Annotated in this window: 17 protein-coding genes; 3 read left to right on the forward strand and 14 right to left on the reverse strand. The window is 35.3% G+C overall.

Going from position 1 to position 20,706, the window contains the following annotated elements; all coding sequences use genetic code 11:
- Nucleotides 1-30: 30 nt before the first annotated feature.
- The 11 genes from ACJJVW_RS15395 to ACJJVW_RS15445 form a co-directional block, all read right to left on the reverse strand.
- Nucleotides 31-846, reverse strand: coding sequence for a prohibitin family protein (locus ACJJVW_RS15395; RefSeq protein WP_013752036.1), 816 nt, complete (start codon nt 844-846; stop codon nt 31-33).
- Between the two features lie 20 nt (nt 847-866).
- Nucleotides 867-2,900, reverse strand: a complete 2,034-nt coding sequence (locus ACJJVW_RS15400; protein WP_339844179.1) for a VWA domain-containing protein — start codon at nt 2,898-2,900, stop codon at nt 867-869.
- Nucleotides 2,901-2,962: 62 nt separating this feature from the next.
- Nucleotides 2,963-3,709 carry a 3-oxoacyl-[acyl-carrier-protein] reductase gene (gene fabG, locus ACJJVW_RS15405; RefSeq protein ID WP_405253020.1) on the reverse strand — a complete coding sequence of 249 codons (747 nt, stop codon included), beginning with the start codon at nt 3,707-3,709 and terminating at the stop codon, nt 2,963-2,965.
- A gap of 213 nt (nt 3,710-3,922) precedes the next feature.
- On the reverse strand, nt 3,923-4,798 hold the full coding sequence (sucD, locus tag ACJJVW_RS15410; protein ID WP_108878946.1) for a succinate--CoA ligase subunit alpha: 876 nt from the start codon (nt 4,796-4,798) through the stop codon (nt 3,923-3,925).
- A gap of 72 nt (nt 4,799-4,870) precedes the next feature.
- Nucleotides 4,871-5,272, reverse strand: coding sequence for a nuclear transport factor 2 family protein (locus tag ACJJVW_RS15415; RefSeq protein ID WP_013752032.1), 402 nt, complete (start codon nt 5,270-5,272; stop codon nt 4,871-4,873).
- Nucleotides 5,272-6,207, reverse strand: a complete 936-nt coding sequence (locus ACJJVW_RS15420) for a UDP-3-O-(3-hydroxymyristoyl)glucosamine N-acyltransferase (protein ID WP_298325416.1) — start codon at nt 6,205-6,207, stop codon at nt 5,272-5,274. Before ACJJVW_RS15420 ends, ACJJVW_RS15415 begins: the two co-directional genes overlap by 1 nt.
- A gap of 68 nt (nt 6,208-6,275) precedes the next feature.
- Complete coding sequence (efp, locus tag ACJJVW_RS15425; protein WP_298325419.1) at nt 6,276-6,842, reverse strand: elongation factor P; 567 nt, start codon at nt 6,840-6,842, stop codon at nt 6,276-6,278.
- A 179-nt stretch (nt 6,843-7,021) separates the two neighbouring features.
- Nucleotides 7,022-7,804 (reverse strand): acyl-ACP--UDP-N-acetylglucosamine O-acyltransferase, encoded by a 783-nt coding sequence (gene lpxA, locus ACJJVW_RS15430; RefSeq protein ID WP_013752029.1) that lies wholly within the window; start codon nt 7,802-7,804, stop codon nt 7,022-7,024.
- A gap of 1 nt (nt 7,805) precedes the next feature.
- Complete coding sequence (locus tag ACJJVW_RS15435; RefSeq protein WP_298325426.1) at nt 7,806-9,212, reverse strand: bifunctional UDP-3-O-[3-hydroxymyristoyl] N-acetylglucosamine deacetylase/3-hydroxyacyl-ACP dehydratase; 1,407 nt, start codon at nt 9,210-9,212, stop codon at nt 7,806-7,808.
- Nucleotides 9,205-10,230 carry a UDP-3-O-(3-hydroxymyristoyl)glucosamine N-acyltransferase gene (lpxD, locus tag ACJJVW_RS15440; protein WP_298325429.1) on the reverse strand — a complete coding sequence of 342 codons (1,026 nt, stop codon included), beginning with the start codon at nt 10,228-10,230 and terminating at the stop codon, nt 9,205-9,207. The genes ACJJVW_RS15435 and lpxD overlap by 8 nt, the downstream gene beginning before the upstream one ends.
- A 21-nt stretch (nt 10,231-10,251) precedes the next feature.
- Nucleotides 10,252-11,475, reverse strand: coding sequence for an HD domain-containing protein (locus ACJJVW_RS15445; protein WP_379953223.1), 1,224 nt, complete (start codon nt 11,473-11,475; stop codon nt 10,252-10,254).
- 118 nt (nt 11,476-11,593) lie between these two features.
- Here ACJJVW_RS15445 and ACJJVW_RS15450 point away from each other — a divergent pair, with 118 nt between their 5' ends.
- A complete protein-coding gene (locus ACJJVW_RS15450; protein ID WP_405253022.1) occupies nt 11,594-13,141 on the forward strand; it encodes a PglZ domain-containing protein in 1,548 nt (515 codons plus the stop codon).
- 99 nt (nt 13,142-13,240) lie between these two features.
- On the opposite strand, the gene ACJJVW_RS15455 is transcribed toward ACJJVW_RS15450, so the two are convergent.
- Both ACJJVW_RS15455 and ACJJVW_RS15460 read right to left on the reverse strand, forming a co-directional pair.
- On the reverse strand, nt 13,241-15,082 hold the full coding sequence (locus ACJJVW_RS15455; protein ID WP_405253024.1) for a helix-turn-helix domain-containing protein: 1,842 nt from the start codon (nt 15,080-15,082) through the stop codon (nt 13,241-13,243).
- Nucleotides 15,083-15,359: 277 nt separating this feature from the next.
- The gene (locus ACJJVW_RS15460; protein WP_405253026.1) at nt 15,360-17,237 is read right to left on the reverse strand and encodes a helix-turn-helix domain-containing protein; all 1,878 of its coding nucleotides are present in this window, start codon (nt 17,235-17,237) and stop codon (nt 15,360-15,362) included.
- A 752-nt stretch (nt 17,238-17,989) separates the two neighbouring features.
- Between ACJJVW_RS15460 and tsaE the strand changes: the two genes are divergently transcribed.
- Complete coding sequence (tsaE, locus tag ACJJVW_RS15465; protein ID WP_405253028.1) at nt 17,990-18,391, forward strand: tRNA (adenosine(37)-N6)-threonylcarbamoyltransferase complex ATPase subunit type 1 TsaE; 402 nt, start codon at nt 17,990-17,992, stop codon at nt 18,389-18,391.
- A gap of 343 nt (nt 18,392-18,734) precedes the next feature.
- Nucleotides 18,735-19,316 (forward strand): hypothetical protein, encoded by a 582-nt coding sequence (locus ACJJVW_RS15470; protein ID WP_405253030.1) that lies wholly within the window; start codon nt 18,735-18,737, stop codon nt 19,314-19,316.
- A 356-nt stretch (nt 19,317-19,672) separates the two neighbouring features.
- Here the strand turns inward: ACJJVW_RS15470 and ACJJVW_RS15475 are convergent.
- The coding region (locus ACJJVW_RS15475) for a T9SS type B sorting domain-containing protein (protein WP_405253032.1) at nt 19,673-20,706 on the reverse strand (1,034 nt) is incomplete at its 5' end.

The following is a 20,706-nucleotide window of genomic DNA, read 5'->3' on the forward strand; positions in this document are numbered from 1 at the left end:
TAACGCTTTCTTATAGTTTTATGAAGTATTCTAATTATTTCCTAAAATTAGTGGAAGTCCAGAATCACCAGAACCAACAACGATAACTTTAGAATTAGGTGACTTTGATAATTCTATAGTTGCATCAATTCCTTTGTCTTGAAGAATTTTATCTGTCAAAGAAGCACTTAAAATCTTATTTGCATCTGCTTTACCTTGAGCTTCAATACGCACTTTTTCTGCTTCTTTAGATGCTGTTACAAGTCTAAACTCGTACTCTAAAGATTCTTGCTCTTGTCTTAGTTTTCTTTCAATTGCGTCTTTTATAGTATTAGGAAGCGTCACGTCTCTTACTAATACCTCATTAAGTTGCACATATTGCTTAGACAAAATAGCTTTAGTCTCTACAAATATTTCGTCCTGTATAGCATCTCTTTTACTTGAGTACAATTGCTCAGGTGTATATCTACCTACTACACTACGTGCTGCAGATCGTATAGCTGGCTGGATTACTCGTTGTAAATAATCTTTACCTAGTGTTTGGTGTAGATTTCCTAAATCTTTGCGCACTGGCTCATACCAAGCAGAGGCGTCAATTTGTATTTCTAATCCATTAGACGATAAAACTTTCATTTTTTCAAAAAGCTCTTGTTGTCTTACTTCATAAACAAATACCTTATTCCATGGCGCAACTAAGTGAAATCCTTCACTCATAGGTGGCTCATCTGTCACGACACCATTTCCAAACGTTTTAAATAATACTCCTGCCTCTCCAGAATCTATGGTTACAGCAGATTTTGTAACTAATACTAATAAAATAATGATACCTATAACTATAGGCACGCCAATCTTTGGTAATTTTTCCATAATAATTTTTTGATTTTTATTTACGTGAGTCCGTTATACTTGCGCATAAACCACTCAATAGAAAGTAGTAAGGCTATTATAAATAATAACCATTTCCAATCTATTAAAGGTACGATTTTTTCCGTGCTTTTCTGTACAGGTTTGTATCGAGTATCTTTCAAAAGATCTTCAATAAGTTGGTCTCCTGTTGCGCTCGTATAAAGGGCTGCTACGGTATTAGACGCTAGAGTACGTAGTTCTGTTACATTTGCATTTAAGAATTGTTGTTCTATCTCAAAAGGAACTATTGTAAAACTACCAGATCGAGCGAGTCCTTGATCTATAACCGACACGGTAAACTTGTAATTACCCGGCTCTAGATTATTCATCGCAACCTGATATGTATTTTTTTTAAGCAATAACGGTATATCTGTTACTTTACCCGTCTCTGCATGGACTACACGTATGGATAAACGTGCTCGTGTATCAAAGGTGTAATTTTTATCAAAGTACTGCGCATACAATGTAACATCACCATTGCCGTAATAAAAAGACTCATAATCTATATTAAGACGACTCTTTTTCTTATTTGATGCTGCATATTGCACAAGATTATCAATAAAGTTGTCAAAATCTTCAAAGCTGTTATTATTAATAAAACTCTGTGCTCTCCATCGCCACAAGCCTTCTCCTAGAATGTATACTTCGCGCTGTCCATTTGTATCAGTAGTTGCTATAAGTGGATTTTCTGTATTTAAAGATCCTATAGTCTGGGTCAGTGCAACATCTACTTCTGTCTTAAAATTAACGTCACCAAAGCTTGTCTTTAACGGCGGAAAGTCAGCAAAGCCTATATCTTCTATCACAAAAGCAGAGAAATTCACGTTGAGTTCGCCTTGTACTTCCTCTTGCTGTCCAGTGATTTCTTGATTAATGGTATTCTGGAAGGTATTTACAGCATTCCAATCTGTATTTGCGCCAGCGACTATAATACTATTTTTGGATAGCGAAGTAAGTTGCTCATAAACATTCTTGAAACGTGCATCTGGCTGATACAATATTACTAGCTCATAGTCATTGAGCTTACTTATACTTTCTAGAGGGTTTGAAAAAGTAACCGTGCGTAGTCTGTTACTCTCTATACTCTTTTTAAGCATGCCCACATCTGGATGAACGATGTTACTTACTATAAGAACATTCGTTTTTTGATCGATAACTTCTATCGCAAAGTTCTTACTATTATTTTTTGTGTTTTTTTCTGACGTAATAGGAGCAAGCTGTATAGCATATTGCCTAACTCCTACACTCGTTGCAGGTAGTAGTAAATTGAAAACCTGTGATTCTTTTTCTGGACTAAAAGTAACTCGCTCAGAATGTACTACTGTCCCTCCTGAAGTAACCGTTAATTGTGAGCTTACAGTATTGTTGCCGTTATAAGAGGCAAAAATCTCTACCGGAAACTTATTATTAATATACGCATATCTATTTACGTTTACCTGCCCTAATTTAAGATCATCGTATGTAATTGTATCTCCTAGAACTACAGGATATATCTGCTGATTGAGGTTTTTTGAGGTGTATTGATAAGCCTCACCATAGGTTTGGTTTCCATCGGTGAGTAAGATAACTGGTGCTATTTCTGTACCATAAATGTCTTCAAGACTATGAAGAACATTAGAAATGTTAGTCTGCTTTTCTTGAAAATCTAAAGTATCTAAACGTTTAAATTCTTGACCAAAACTATAAAACTGTACGTCAAAAGCATTGTTTAAAGGTTCGCTTTCGCGAAAGCGTGATACTAAATCACTACTCTCATCATCATATTCCAAGTGTTTAATACTTGCCGTATTATCTACAGCTACCGCTAGTGATGGTTTTACGGTAACATATGTAACTTGTTTATAAGAAGGATTAATTAAAATAATAAGCAATCCAAAAACGCTTAAAAACCTTATAAGCGCATAAACTTTATTCCGGCTGGTCTTATATTTTGCCTTATAAAAATACTGAAAAACCGCTATTCCCAAGGCGAGAATAGCAGCTCCAATAATTAATAATAATGTTTCTGTTTGCAAATGTTGTGGTTGTTCTTATCTCAAATATATTGAGCATGGGCAATAGTCACGTAACTCGTAAATTACGTCAGCATTCCTCCGTCTACATTAATAACTTGACCTGTGATATATGCACTCATATCACTAGCAAGAAATACGCAAGCGTTTGCAATATCTTCTGGGCTTCCACCGCGTTTTAATGGTATAGACTGTCTCCATCCATCTACAGTAGCTTCATCAAGCTTACCTGTCATCTCAGTCTCGATAAATCCAGGAGCAATCACGTTTGTACGTATGTTACGAGAACCTAGCTCAAGTGCCATAGACTTAGAGAAACCTATCATTCCAGCCTTTGAGGCAGCATAGTTTGCTTGACCAGCATTTCCTTTTACTCCTACTACAGAGCTCATGTTGATGATACTTCCTTTGCGAGCTTTAAGCATTGTGCGCTGCACTGCTTTAGTCATATTAAAAATAGACTTAAGGTTTACCTCTATGACTTTATCAAAATCCTCTTCAGACATACGCATAAGGAGATTATCCTTTGTAATACCTGCATTATTTACAAGAATATCAATAGTTCCAAAATCTTCAAGCACGTTCTTCACAAGCTCTTGAGCCTGCTCAAAATCTGCTGCATTACTTTTATATCCTTTGATTTTTACTCCTGTACTCTCTAGACTTTTCTCTAGTTCATCTGCCGCGGCAGATGATGAACTGTATGTAAAAGCAACATTTGCTCCATGTTGAGCAAATACTTCTGCGATTCCTTTTCCTATTCCACGGCTAGCACCAGTGATGATAGCTGTTTTTCCTTCTAATAATTTCATATTAAATGCTATGAATAGACAGTTAACCTATTATAATTACTGTCTGAGGTTATTTTTATTGATCTAATTAGTTTAAATATTAGGTTGTATCGTCACGCTTTCGCGAAAGCGTACATCGCTAAATTTACTTACTCAAATATAAGAATTACGACACCGACTAGAAACAAAAAAACCTCCCTAAAAAAGGAGGTTTCTTTATAATGTATCGTAAAATTATTTACCTAAAACTTCGGCAACTTTTTTACCTATTTCTGCTGGGCTATCCACAACGTGAATACCACATTCTCTCATTATTGCTTTTTTAGCTTGAGCTGTATCATCAGATCCACCTACAATTGCTCCTGCATGACCCATAGTACGTCCTGCTGGTGCAGTCTCACCTGCGATAAAACCTATTACTGGCTTCTTGCTACCGCTTTCTTTGTACCACTTTGCAGCGTCACCTTCTAGTTGACCACCTATCTCACCTATCATTACAACAGCTTCTGTTTCAGGATCATTAATAAGCATCTCTACTGCTTCTTTTGTAGTAGTTCCTATAATAGGATCTCCTCCAATACCGATTGCTGTAGTAATACCAAGACCTTGTTTTACAACCTGATCTGCCGCTTCATACGTAAGTGTTCCAGATTTTGAAACAATACCTACAGTTCCTTTCTTAAATACAAAACCTGGCATGATACCTACTTTTGCCTCACCTGGAGTAATAACACCTGGACAGTTAGGTCCTATAAGGCGACACTCTTTTGTAGAGATATAGTCTGATGCTTTGATCATATCTGCAACAGGAATACCTTCTGTAATTGTGATAATCACTTTGATTCCTGCATCTGCAGCTTCCATAATTGCATCTGCAGCAAATGCTGGCGGTACAAAAATAATAGTAGTATCTGCTCCTACTTTTTCTACTGCTTCTTGAACGGTATTAAAAACAGGCTTATCAAGATGTGTTTGTCCTCCTTTTCCTGGAGTTACACCACCTACTACGTTTGTTCCATAATCAATCATCTGGCCCGCGTGGAAAGTTCCCTCGCTACCTGTGAATCCTTGAACAATTATTTTCGAATCTTTATTAACTAAAACGCTCATCGGTTTGTTTTAAAATTTTGCACTGCAAAAGTAACAGTTTGGTTAAGTATTATGAAGTAAAAACAATGAAATTTACTTCCAAGATTTCATGCTCTCTTTTGCTTCTTCAGCTGGTTGGCTCATTTGGTACCCTCTGTACATCAAACCATCCTTCATTTCCCATATAGCCATAAAGTGTGCCATAGGTTGCTCTGTATCTGGTTGCTCGATCGTAGTTACAAAATAAGTGAACCTTATCACTACCTGATCCTCTTTAGAAAGAAGGTGTGTAATCTCTGGACGTACCGCATCAAAAGATTTACCAGCCTCTGCTGCCATTTCTTTTAAGCCTGCTATTTCCATGTGATTGTAGCCTGTTTTTGCATTCCAAAAAAGCTGCATATCAGGATGAATATACTCATCAAAAGCAGTTGTGTCATTAAAAAAGTCTGAGCTATAAAACTCTTTTACGATTTTCTTATTACTCTTAGCCATTATTGTTGCTTTAGTTTTTCTAATAATTCTTGCACTTGTCTTAACGCTGCAAGCTCTTTATATTTTGTTCTGAAATCACCTGCTGGTGATCCAAAATAACTCTTTTCTCCTTCTAGGGACTTACTCACACCACTTTGTGCAGATATGATAGCCTTCTTCCCTATAGATATACCACTAGTAACTCCTACCTGACCCCATAAAGTCACTTCGTCCTCTATGACAACACAACCAGCTATGGTAGTTTGAGCCGCGATTAAAACGCGTTCTCCTATTACAGTATCATGACCTACGTGAACTTGGTTATCAATCTTAGTTCCTTTACCTATCGTTGTATCTCCAGTAACCCCTTTATCTATAGTTGTCCCAGCTCCTATATCTACATTATCTTCTATTACAACACGACCACCAGATTTAAGTTTATCAAAACCTTCTGGACGTTTTTTATAATAAAATGCGTCTGCACCTAGTATGCTTCCTGCGTGTATAGTAACGTTATCACCTATAATCGTATTGTCATATAGACATACATTAGGGTGTATGGTACAGTTATCACCTATAACCACGTTATTGCCAACAAAGACATTAGGCTGTATAACGGTTCCCTGACCTATGATTGCCGTCTCTGCTATGGCAGCTGCTGCACTTTTAAATGGTTTAAAGTGATCTGTAAGCTTATTAAAGTCTCTAAAGGGATCATCAGATATTAAAAGCGCTTTACCTTCTGGGCAAGCTACTTCTTTGTTAATAAGTACAATAGTCGCAGCACTTTGTAGCGCCTTGTCATAATACTTAGGATGATCTACAAATACAATATCTCCTGGTGTTACCACATGGATCTCATTCATACCCAAAACTGGAAACAAAGGATCACCCACAAAAGTGACATTAAGAAGACTTGCAATATCTTGAAGCGTATGTTGTTTTTTAAATTTCACGATTACGAATATAAAAGAAAATCCCGTCATTTGACGGGATTTATATAATAAGTTAATGGGTAAATTATCTATTCCTTAACGCGCTCTTTATAGGTCCCTTTTTCGGTCTCTATTTTTATCTTATCTCCTTCATTGATAAACAAAGGAACGTTTACTTCTGCTCCTGTCTCAACAGTTGCTGGCTTTGTCGCATTAGTAGCCGTATTTCCTTTAACACCAGGTTCTGTGTGCGTTACTTCAAGAATTACAGATGCTGGCATATCTACAGAAAGTGGTGCATTATCTTCTGTATTAATTAACACAGTAACAACCTCTCCTTCTTTCAATAAATTAGAGCGATCTAGCGCAGTCTCTTGTAAAGCGATTTGCGTATAGTCTTCTGTATTCATAAAGTGATAGCCTTCTGCATCATTATATAAAAACTGAAATTTATGCGTCTCTACACGCACTTCTTCAATCTTATGTCCTGCAGAAAATGTATTATCTAATACTTTTCCAGAGGTAACACTTTTCATTTTTGTTCTTACAAATGCTGGGCCTTTACCTGGCTTTACGTGTAAAAATTCGATGATTTTATAAATATCGTGATTGTAGTGTATACAAAGTCCGTTGCGTATGTCTGATGTTGTTGCCATATATAGTGTCAAGTTTCTGCAAATGCAGAATTCTTATTTAATTAAAAGTTAATCTCGCTTTCGCGAAAATATGAAAAGATTATCAATCTCTCCGTTTTATGGATTTCTCAGCTCACCTTATGTTAGGTAAAAGCATGAATGTGATGTTGTCAAATTTTCGCGAAAGCGTAAAAGAAAACTTATGAATTGAAGTATCCTTTCATAATACCGCGTTGAGAATTACGTATAAATTGCAATATCTCATCACGTTCTTGAGTAGCTTCCATCTCTGCTTCTATAATCGCAACAGCCTGAGAGTTATTATAATTTTTCTGATACAAGATGCGGAATATATCCTGAATCTCACGTATTTTTTCTGTTGTAAATCCGCGACGACGTAGTCCTATAGAGTTAATCCCTACATAGCTCAATGGCTCACGACCAGCCTTTACAAAAGGTGGCACATCCTTACGCACTAGTGACCCACCAGTTACAAAAGCATGGCTCCCTATCGTACAGAATTGCTGTATAGCAGCCATACCAGCTAGTACTACGTAATCACCTACTGTAATGTGCCCAGCAAGCGTACTGTTATTAGAAAAAATACAATTATCACCTACGATGCAATCATGAGCAATATGGCAATATGCCATAATCCAACAATTGTTTCCTACCTGAGTTTTCATACGATCTGAGGTACCACGATTAATAGTCACACACTCACGTATGGTTGTGTTATCACCTATGATTGTAACGGTATCCTCGTCATTAAACTTTTTATCTTGTGGCACTGCAGAGATTACTGCGCCTGGAAAGATACTTACGTTCTTCCCTATGCGAGCACCTTCCATAATGGTCACATTAGACCCTATCCAGCTACCCTCACCTATTACAACATTATTATGTATCGTTGTAAATGGTTCTATAACTACATTCTTTGCAATTTTTGCACCTGGGTGCACATATGCTAATGGCTGATTCATACTAGAGATTTTTTACTTTTACTATTTGTGCCATTATTTCGGCTTCTGAGACAAGTTTACCATTTGCATAAGCGCGAGCTTGCATCTGGCAGATTCCTCTACGTATAGGTGACATTAGGTCTAATTTGAAAATAAGTGTATCACCAGGTACTACCTGATGCTTATATCTTACTTTATCTATTTTAAGTAAATAAGTTAGATAGTTTTCTGGATCTGGAACGGTACTTAAAACTAAAATACCTCCCGTTTGAGCCATTGCTTCAATTTGAAGTACGCCAGGCATTACCGGAGATCCAGGAAAATGACCCACAAAGAATGGCTCATTCATTGTTACATTCTTCACTCCTATCACATGCTCTTTTGTAAGCTCTAAAATCTTATCTACGAGCAAGAATGGAGGTCTGTGTGGTAACATCTCCATGATTTGATTTACATCCTTTACAGGAGTTGCATGTAGATCTACATCTGGAACATAATTACGACGCTCATTCTTAATAATTTTCTGAAGCTTCTTTGCAAACTGTGTGTTTACAAAGTGTCCAGGCTTATTTGCAATGATTTTACCACGTATTCTTGTACCTGCTAGTGCTAAGTCTCCTATCACGTCAAGTAATTTGTGACGCGCTGCTTCATTAGCATGGTGCAGAGTAAGGTTATCTAGTATGCCGTTAGGCTTAACAGCAATATCATCTTTATTAAAGGCTACCTTCAACTTTTCCATTGTACTAGGAGATAATTCCTTGTCTACGTATACAATCGCATTATTGAGATCTCCTCCTTTAATGAGGCCGTGCTCAAGCAACATCTCTATCTCATGTAAAAAACTAAATGTTCTACTATCTGATATTTCTTCTTTAAACTGTGAGATGTGCTGTATGCTTGCATTTTGAGTACCCAGCACTTTAGTACCAAAGTCTACCATAGTGGTTACTTGATACTCATCTGCCGGCATTAAAATGATTTCACTCCCAGACTCTTCATCTAGAAAAGTGATAATATCTTTAACGATATATTCATCTCGTATAGCCTCTTGTTCTAAGATCCCTGCTTCTTCTAGTGCTTCTACAAAAAACTTTGAAGAACCATCCATTATAGGAGGCTCAGAAGCATTGAGCTCTATAAGAAGGTTATCTATTTCAAGTCCTACGCAAGCAGCAAGTACGTGCTCTGTGGTCTGAATAGAAACGCCGTTTCTTTCAAGGTTTGTTCCTCGTTGTGTATTAGTTACAAGAGAAGCATCTGCATTTAGTACTGGCTCTCCTTCAAGATCAAGGCGTTTAAATTTATACCCGTGATTCTCTGGAGCTGGCTTAAAGGTCATAAGTACATCTGCACCTGTGTGCAGACCTACACCTTTTAAGCTTATTTCTTTAGCTATCGTACGTTGTTGTGCTTTAGCGTTACTCATTATTTTGTTGTTTTTTTAATTCGTTTACCGTTTGTACAATTTTTGGTAAATTTTTAAAGTGTACGTATGAACGATTCCAATCAGAATAATTAAATGATGGAGATCCCTGCAGCACTTCATTATCCTTTATATTTCTTCCTATTCCAGATTGTGCTTGTATACGCACATTATCACCTATAGTTAAGTGTCCAGAGATACCTACTTGCCCACCTATAAGGCAATGCTTTCCTATTTTTGTAGAACCAGCAATACCAGTCTGTGCAGCAATAGCTGTATGAGACCCTATCTCAACATTATGTGCAATCTGAATCTGGTTATCAAGTTTAACACCTGTTCTAATCACAGTAGACCCTAATGTTGCACGATCTATTGTAGTTCCTGCTCCTATATCTACGTGATCTTCTATAATTACATTCCCAGTTTGAGGTACTTTGCTATATTCTCCTTTTTCATTTGGAGTAAAGCCAAAACCATCTGCACCTACAATAGCACCACTGTGTATATAAACCGTGTTACCTATAACACAGTCAGAATATACTTTTGATCCTGCAAAGAGTACACAGTTATCTCCTATAGTAACATTATCCCCTATATAAACATTAGGATAAATTTTTACATTATTGCCTATAGTTACATTCTCTCCTAGGTATGAAAAAGCACCTAGATAAAGACCGTCTCCATAAGTAGCTGTTTCAGATATAAAGCAAGGCTGCTCTATTCCAGATTTATTAAGTTTTACTTGATTATAATACTCAAGTAATTTTGAAAATGACTTATAAGCATCCTCTACTCGTATAAGCGTAGGCTTAACGGGTTGTTCTGCTTCAAAATCATTTCCTACTATGGCAATACTTGCCTCTGTAGTATATATAAATGATGTATACTTAGGATTTGCTAGGAAAGTTAATGATCCTGGGATTCCTTCTTCTATTTTTGCAAGCTTCGATACTTCTACATCCGGGTTACCTTCTATAGTTCCTTCTAGTATTCCTGCGATTTGGTTTGCGGTAAATTTCATGGATGACAAAAATAGGAAAAATTAACGTTTAGGTTTTGGGTAACAGAGATAGTTTTTAACTACTTCTTTTGTAAGTGACTTTAAACTTAATTGATCACTTGCTTTTACCACATCTACAATCTTCCCACTATTGAGAAGAATATTGATTCCACCCTTCTCATAATTATAAGCTTGGTTTGATATAGTCCCTGTAAACACAAAGTATGATGCCTCATGCTCAGTAATATTAAACTCCTCCATTAATAAGGACTTATGTTGCTCAAGCTTAGACGCTGCAAAAGGTTTCTTTTTAATTTTTACATTTAAAAGATCTCTATTTATTATCGCCTTAGATAACTCAGAAAGCACAAAATCTTCATTAAAACACCATTCTTTCATAGCAGAAATAATATCATAATCGTCTAGCTGAGCAAACGTATCAAGGCTATTTTTAATGGTATCGCTATCAATTCTATGCTGTAAAAAATACTGCAATGCTTTATTTGATGATAGTACAACTCCGTTATGAGAGAGTTCTTTTGCACGCTTGAGTACTCTTGTAATCAATTGTTCTGCAACAATACCTGTTTTATGTAGGTACACTTGCCAGTACATAAGCCTTCTAGCGACAAGAAATTTCTCTACAGTATAGACACCTTTTTCTTCTACTACAAGTTTATCATCCATCACGTTAAGCATCGCAACTATACGTTCTGTATTAATGTTACCCTCTGCCATTCCCGTATAAAAACTATCACGTTTTAAATAGTCTGTACGATCCATATCTAGCTGACCAGAAACCAGCTGATTTAAAAAAGAGCGATGATAAGACCCTTTAAAAATCTCAATAGCCAGCGTTAAACTTCCGTTAAACTCCGCATTAAGAGCCTCCATAAATAAGAGAGAAATATGCTCATGACTTACACCTTCTACAATACTATGTTCCATAGCATGAGAGAAAGGACCGTGACCTATATCATGAAGTAAGATTGCAATAAACACGCCTTCTTTTTCCTCTTTTGATATCTCAACGCCTTTGTCTTCAAGGACTTTGATAGCTTTTTGCATAACACCAAGACATCCTATCGCGTGCTGAAAACGCGTGTGATGCGCTCCAGGATATACAAGATATGACAATCCCATCTGCGTGATGCGACGAAGTCTCTGAAAGTATTTGTGCTGTATCAAATCAAAGACCACACCATTAGGTATAGTAATAAACCCATAAATAGGGTCGTTAATAATTGTAACTTTGGGAGACCTCAATATTAAAAATTTTGGATTTCTATTTTTTATGCTTTCGCGAAAGCGTATTACTTACAAATATAAGGTTTCGCCTTGCAAACAAGGAGCCTCTTAAAAACTAACATACTTAACTAATTATATGAGCAACATACAAATACTTTGGGTAGATGACGAAATTGACTTACTTAAACCACATATTTTATTTCTTGAGAAAAAGAATTATAGCGTAACTACTTGTGATAATGGCGCCGAAGCCGTAGAAATGATTGATGAACAAAACTTTGATATCATTTTTCTTGATGAAAATATGCCAGGCCTATCGGGTCTAGAAACTTTAAGCGAAATCAAGAATAAACGGGAAAATGTTCCTGTTGTTATGATTACTAAAAGTGAAGAAGAGTATATTATGGAGGAAGCTATAGGCTCTAAAATAGTAGACTACCTCATTAAACCAGTAAATCCTAACCAGATATTACTGAGTTTGAAGAAAAATCTTGATCATAGTAGATTAATAAGTCAGAAAACCACCTCTTCTTACCAGCAAGAATTCCGCAAGATTGCCATGGATTTATCTATGGTTAATAGTTTTGAAGAATGGTCTGAGCTGTACCAAAAGCTTATTTACTGGGAGATGGAGCTTGAGGGGATAGAAGATACTGGAATGTTTGAGATATTAGAATCTCAAAAATCTGAAGCAAATAATCAGTTTTGTAAATTTATTGATAAAAATTACCCAGATTGGTTTAACGGCTATGAGGGACCTACGATGTCTCACACCTTATTTAAAGACAAGGTACAGCCACATCTTAAAAAAGGTAGCCCTACCCTATTCATTGTCATAGATAACATGCGCTATGATCAATGGAAGGCTTTTGAGCCGCACCTTAATGCGCATTATAAAAAAGTACAAGAAGAGCCTTATTACAGCATCTTACCTACGGCAACGCAGTATGCTCGTAATGCTATTTTTTCTGGACTCATGCCAGAAGAAATGAAAAAGAAACATCCAGATTTATGGCTTGATGATACAGATGAGGGAGGAAAAAATATGCACGAGGCAGATTTTCTAGAGGCACAACTTAAAAGACTACGTCTAGACTTAAATTGGGAATATCACAAAATCACCAACTTGAAAAATGGTAAAAAACTTGCCGATAATTTTAAATCTCAAAAAAATAATGACCTTACGGTAGTCGTTTACAATTTTGTAGATATGCTTTCTCACTCTAAGACAGAAATGGAAGTAATTAAAGAACTCGCTAGTAATGACAAGGCATACAGATCACTTACAGAGAGTTGGTTTAAAAACTCACCGTTACTCACGATGATACAGCAAGCGCAAGAGCTAGGTATGAAGCTTATACTTACTACAGATCATGGCACTATTAATGTCAAAAATCCATCTAAAGTTATTGGTGATAAGAATACAAGTCTCAACCTGCGTTATAAAACAGGAAGAAGTCTCACGTATGAAAATAAAGACGTACTCGCTGCCGAAGATCCTCGCACGATACACCTACCTACTATTAATATGAGTAGCTCATTCATATTTGCAAAAGGAGATTTATTCTTTGCGTATCCTAATAATTTTAATCACTACGTAAGTTATTACAGAAATACATACCAGCATGGAGGCGTAAGCCTTGAAGAAATGGTGATCCCTTTTGTGGTGCTTGAACCTAAATAGAAATGTTACGCTTTCGCGAAAGCGTGACCACAAACAAAAAAACCACAGCAATACAAGCTGTGGTTTTTTTTATGTTTGTATATAAACTCAAAGAGCTGCTTAACCCGTTTTATTAATTCGCTCTAAAAAATCAATCACATTATCATCCTTTTCTTTCGCAGAAGGCTCTTTAATATCCTCAAGATTTTTTACAAAGTAAGTCACCGAAAGCCCCGTAATACGTTTAAAGTGGTTTGAAAAAGATTTTGAATTAGAAAAACCAACCTCTTTGGCTAGAGCACTCACTGTGTACGTTCTTATTTTCTCAGAACTATAGAGCAGTTTGAGTACATGATTAATACGCAAGTCATTGATATAAACAGAGAAATTCTCTGATTTCTTATCATTAATATACTTAGATAGATATGAAGAATTAGTACCTACTTGGAGAGCTAGACTCTTAAGCGTGATATTTTCCTCTGTAAACATTAATGTGTCCTCAAAAGTTTTGAGACCAGCTTTAATTTTATCTGTTTCCGTAGACTTTAATTGTGGTGGAGAACTTTTAATAGTTGCCTCAGTCTTGCTAGTAGTATTTATAGGAGATGACACCTCATTTTTAATACGCTTCTCAAGCGCCACTTTGAGATTATCAAACCTCTTTTTATAAATAAGCCTTTTTCTGTATTGAAATATCGCTACAATAACTCCTATGCAGCTCAAGATTATAAATAGAATAACACCAGCATTACTTGTTGACTTTTCCTTTTCTAGCTTATGTATTAAAAGTTCCTTCTCAGCTGTAAGCTCAGGGATAGTATACATAGACACGACACCGTTACTCACAGATTCTTTAATACTACCTAATGATTTCTCATAGGCAATCATTTTATTTAGGTATTCTATTTGCTTATCTGTGTTTCCTTCATTCTTATAATGATTAAGTAAATAATCAAATGTTTGCTTGAGCTCATCAAAATAGTAATCTGATCCTGCTGCTACAAAAAGGCTATCAGCAGTAAGGAATGAAGTAGTCGCCTTTTCTGTTAAATCTAATCCCTCGTAGGCTATTCCTTGCATGGCAAAAGAATGAGATAACTCATCATCTCTTTTTTTAAGGTCATTAGAAATATATTGATGGGTTACGTTTAACCCTTCTATATATCTTTTTTGTTTTATCAAAATAGCCCCTTTTAGACCTAAATAAGAATCGAAATGATCTTTATCCCCTACTGAGTTAGCATACATCTTAACTTTCTCAATATAATAATCTGCCTTATCAAGACTATCAATCTCAAAATACGTCTTTGCAATTGAATATCTCACTGACGCGAGCACATCTCTATTATAACTATCTGTATTATAAGGATGTATTGTTTGAACCTCTCCAGTTACATAAATGGACGCTACCTCTTTTAAATTTTTCAATCCAGTGGATACATTGCCATAATCAACTTGTAAAGTACCAATTAGGTTTTTCAAGACCCATTTATTGGATATATTCTGAGTTTTATTAGAAAATTCATACGCTTCTTCTGCTACTGCTAGAGCCTCTTCAATTCGCTCATCATAATAAAGAGCAATAGCTTTTTGCAACAAAGCTGCCTCATAATTATCATCTAACTTATTAGCTCTTGTATACTCAAGTATATAATCTAGTATATCATAATCACTGCCTCTAGCATTGTCTAATGTCAAATAAAACTTTGCCACATCAAATTTATTTTCATCTTTTGTAGCTCTTTTTATAAGTTCCTTTCCTTTTAATTCAAGTACTAACGAATCAAGTGAAGAGTTACTTATTACGGAAAGATCATAAAATTCAGTTCTTAATACAGAGTAGCTTTTCACAGCTATAGAATCTGGTACAGCAATTTCAGAGAGATATGGGAGCTCTTGTGCACTTATGGAGAGCAAAGAGCACAGAAAAAATATTATAAATAAAGGGGTTCTTATAATCATTAACTAAACGATTGAGAGCACTATTTTTTAAGAAAAATCTTACTCCTTTGTATAAAAAAAAATGGTTTTAAACTTATTTAAACGGGATGCAAGTTAATAGTTATATCCCTATAATTAAATCTCATGAGTACTAAATTCCTCCATTTTGTGATTGACACCCTTGAAAAACTGAAAATTAAAGGGTACACTTATAAAAATAGAAACAACCATAGATTTAAAAGGAGAATTTAGTGTATCGCTATTTAAGGACGGGACATATAACTGGAGTAAAAACTGCTTACCCAGTTTTATTAATTCGCTCTAAAAAATCTATTACACTATCACCCTTTTCTTTCGCAGAAACTTCTTTAATATCCTCAAGATTTTTTATAAAATAGGTCACCGAAAGCCCAGTAATACGTTTAAAGTGGTTTGAAAAAGATTTTGGATTAGAAAAACCAACCTCTTTTGCTAGAGCACTCACTGTGTACGATCTTATTTTCTCAGAACTATAGAGCAATTTAAGTATATGATTGATACGCAAGTCATTTATATATACAGAGAAATTCTCTGATTTCTTGTCGTTAATGTATTTAGACAGATATGATGAATTAGTACCTACCTGAAGAGCTAGACTCTTAAGCGTGATATTTTCCTCTGTAAACATTAATGTTTCCTCAAAAGTTTTGAGACCAGCTTTAATTTTATCTGTTTGTGTAGACTTTAATTGTGGTGAAGAGCTTTTAATAATTGTCTCAGACGTACTAGTCGTATTTATAGAAGAAGAAACCTCATTTTTAAAACGCTTCTCAAGTGTCACTTTGAGATTATCAAACCTCTTTTTATAAATAAGCTTTTTTCTGTATTGAAATATCGCTACGACGACTCCTATGCAACTCAAGATTAAGAATAGAATAACACCTGCATTACTTGTGAACTTTTCCTTTTCTAGCTTACGTATTAAAAACTCTTTCTCAGCTGTAAGCTCTGGGATAGTATACATAGTCGATACACCGTTGCTCACAGATTCTTTAATACTACCTACTGATTCCTCATAGGAAATCATTTTATTTAGGTATTCTATTTGCTTGTTTGTGTTTGCTTCTTTCTTATAATGATTAAGTAAATAATTAAATGTATACTTGAGTTCATCAAAATAATAATCAGCCCCTGCTACTACAAAGAGGCTATCAGCGGTAAGGAAAGAAGTAGTTGCTTTTTCGTCTAAATTCAACCCTTCATAGGCAATACCCTGCATAGCATAAGAATGTGACAACTCATCATCTCCTTTTTCATAGTCATTAGAAATATATTGATTGGTTATTTCTAAACCTTCTATATATCTTTTTTGTTTAATTAGTATCCCTGCTTTTAGGCCCAAATAAGAATCTAAATGATCTTTATCCCCTACTGATTCAGCATATAACTTAACTTTTTCAATATAATCATCTGCCTCATCAAGACTATCAATTTCAAAATATGTCCGTGCAATTGAATACCTCAATTCTGCCAGTACACCTCTATTATAAAAGTCTGTATTGTATATATGTATTTCCTTAACTTTTCCAGTTACATAAATAGACTCTACCTCTTTTAAATTTTGCAATCCAGTGATTACATTACCATAATCAACTTGAAATCCCCCTATTAATCTCTTAAGCAACCACTTATTTGAGATATTGTTCGTTTTTTCAGAAAACTTATATGCTTTCTCGGCTACCGTGAGAGCCTCTTTAATTTTGCTATTATTATATAAATTAATTGCTTTCCGAAGCAAACCTGCTTCATACGAAGCGTTTAGCTCATTAACTTGTGTAAACTGAAGTAAATATTCTAATAGATCATAATCATAATAATTATTACTGAAATCACTATCACTAAGATCAGCATTCCTAAGATCTAATAAAGTCAAATAAAACTTCGCTACGTCAGATTTGTTATCACTAAATGTAGCTCGTTTGATGAGCTCCTTTGCTTGTAATTCTAATATTAATGAATCAGCAGAATTAATATTCTCTTTAAAAAGAGCAAAAAAATCAGTTCTTAATACAGGATAACTTTTTATAGCTATAGAATCAGGTACAGCAATATCTGATAGATATGGAAGCTCTTGTGCACTTATAGAGAAAAAAGAGCACAGAAAAAATATTATAAATAAATGGGATTTTATAATCATTAACAAAACGATTGGGAATACTATTTTCTAAGAAAAATCTTACTCCTTATATATTAAAAATGGTTTTAAGCTTATTTAAGCGGGATGCAAGTTAATAGTTATATCCCTATTATTAAATCCCATGACTACTAAATCCCTCAATTTTATGATTAACACCCTTAAAAAAAGAAGAATTAAAGGGAAGATTCATAAATATGGGAAAAATCATAAATTTCAAGCGAAAATTTATGAATGTTCCTACACAACTCTTGATATCCTCTTAAGTATAGCTGACTTTTACACTCCTAATCATCAATATAGTTAGTTACAAAATAACTATGTGTTCATCAATCAAAAAACGGACTTACATTATTTAGTGTTTAATCCATCACTAATTATAGTCTTACAAGTAAGAAGAATTAAAATCGGTGTTTAACAACTAGTTTGAAATTACATTTTAGGGGTTTGCACTTTAACTAGTAATTAGGGAGTATATATTTTTAATAGATTCTCCAAACCTATTTATAGGTTGACATCGATTTTTATTTTACACCTACACACCTCTTACCACAACCACTCTATTTATATTATTTTTCCTTCTGTCTTTTTGAATCAAGGACACCACTCCAATAATTATATATTTAAGTATATTTCCCTAGAAAAGGGAGAAATTATCGTTTAAAGGCATATAAAGTCTACTTTTATAATTTAAAATCTTAAAACTTTAAGATTTTCTTATCTTCGCAACACCCTTAAATACCCTACTAATGCAGATGATTTATAATTTGTCTGAAATTGAGCATATTGCAAAAACAATAATCTCTTCTTCAAAAAGTAATATCCTTCTCTTTTATGGAGAAATGGGAGCAGGAAAGACTACACTTGTAAAATCGCTTGCAAAAGAACTAGGCGTACAAGAGACTGCAAGTAGCCCTACCTTTTCAATTGTTAACGAATATATTTCTGATAATAACAAAGTGTTATACCATTTTGACTTTTATAGGCTAGAAAAAGAAGAAGAGGCTTTAGATCTCGGTTTTGAAGAATATTTAACTCAAGGAGATTGGGTTTTTATTGAATGGCCAGAAAAAGTCACCTCCTTTTTACCATTAAATGCACAAAAAATTACGATTACCACAATAAGTGCAGATAAAAGACAATTGACATTACATTAGATATGTTAAAAAAATGTTAAATCGATTATTTTAAATTGTAAGAATTTTCTCTTTAAGGTTTTTTTAACAAAGGCAAAAAACAAAGGTTAAAACCTTTAAACGAAATTAAAGAATTTAATAGATAACCCCTTAAACCGTACATATATAATACTGGGTGCCTTTTTTTTCAAAACGGGCGCGAATATACATAAAAAATTAATTAGCAATAATTTGAGAGATTAGGGTGATGTTTGCAACAACAAATCATTACTCAAAACACTCTAAATTATGAAAATTAAAGCTTTATTTTTAGCACTAGTGATCGCTGGTGCAACAGCATTATCGTACACAGTTCACACTCAAGATGCAGAACAAGCAATCGAAAAAAGTAAAATCGTTCGACCTACTCGAGGTTAAGAAAAGAGTATTATCTAGTGGAGCAGTAATTGCACTATTAATTATATGTAGTCCATTATTATTTTATGCTTATCAAGGATTCCCAGACCAACAGTCTTGGGAATCTTTTTTTGGAATATACGACAGCGTCCACTATGGAAGTGTTCAAACGCTGGCTTGGGTTCTTTTTGGAAAATTAGTGCCTATATTATTATTATTATTATGGTTTTTCACTTGTAAACATTGGTGGTATCATGCAATTTTAGTGCCAATCGCAATGTATATATTACAAATTTATAACACTTTAGACGATGACTTAAAGTTTACTGATAGTAATGAAATGCTATACATTATACCCATAATCGCAATAGTAGCTGCATTATCCTACACTATAAGAACCAAAATCTTCGATCGCTTATACGGCGTAGATCTAGATCAAGAGTTCAAACGTGTTCGCTGGAATGGGAAAATTGTAAAAATCCCCGCAGACTCTCCACTTAATATTCCCGAGGTAGGTGATGATGAAGTAGATGACGAGCTGGAGGATTAATCAATAACACTATAGTTATATGCTACAGAGGCAATTATATACTTTTATAGCACACTTTCTTTACCTCAGGGCGTGCCCCTATCCTTCATTCATTTCATTCTTGAAGTCTAGTGACCGGGCTATACGTTTATACGCTTCGTGATGCTCCGCTATCGCTCCACAACACTGCGGGGTAACCACTGCTATCCCTCACGCAAAAAATTAAACGGTATCCAAGAATTACATAGAGCTAAAGCTTGTTTAAACGCTAAGATTGCTTAGCAGATAACTGATTATTTCTATCCTAAATATCAATACACAAAAAAGCCCCCAGTAACACATACTGAGGGCTTCTATAATCAATGTATGCTCTTTCCTTATCTCTTCAACGTAAAGTGTCCGTTTACGGTTCTTTGTGTTCCTAGCTCGTCAACTTCTGTAAACTCTACGCGGAACCAGTAATCGCTTGATGGCATTGGTTGTCCATTAAAGGTACCGTCCCATCCAGCACCTACTGGGCTTATCTGTTTTAAGAGTTTACCGTATCTATCAAAGATAAAAATCTTTGCATTTAAGTTTGGTGCCACTCCTAGTCCTATGATATTCCATGTATCGTGGAAACCATCTGCATTCGGTGTAAAGAATCGTGGGTAATCAATTATCCCTATCTCTACTTCTGAGATACTACAGTTACCACTGGCCAGTCTTCCAAAAACAGTGTGTGTTCCTGGAGTTACTCCTGTAAAAGTAGTACTACTCTGGAACGGCCCATCATCAATTGCAAACTCATATGCTGAAGCGACATCTGCTCCTGTAACATTAATTACTTCTACCGTGTATAATCCGCTATTGTTAAAAGAAGATTCTACAACGACCGCTTCAAAAACGGGAGCACTCTCTGCGCTATACACCGCTTCTGCTACATAATCACAGCTTGTTCCATCTCCATAAGTAGCGGTAATCATCACTTGATACGTCCCTGCAGCGTCAATAGTCACCTCAGGGTTTAGCGATACTAATGCGCCATCACGTGTCCAAACATAACTATAAGTAACCCCAATCTGCGGACTCTCCACCGTACCATCAATGGTAAATGGATTAAGCGCTTCGCCTGTAATCTCATCTACACAAATCTGCCCGCCTTCTTGAGTTAAGTTAGTGTATGGTAATGGTTGTACAAATATCTCAAAATCTACTACCGTGCTACTCTCACAGCTACTAGCCGTGTTTACGGCTCTAGCATAAATCACTTGCGGATTCGTTATGTTTTCAAAAGCACTAGGGGTAGCAATCGCATTTGTCATCGCCTGCGCATCTGCAAGGCTAGTGTAATAACTTACGGAAGTTGCTGCGACGTTTCCAGTGATAACAGCGTTTTGCTGAGTAAGATCAAAAGTTGCCGTACTCTGCT

The sequence above is a fragment of the Dokdonia sp. Asnod3-C12 genome, from assembly GCF_045063975.1.
Classification (GTDB): Bacteria; Bacteroidota; Bacteroidia; order Flavobacteriales; family Flavobacteriaceae; genus Dokdonia.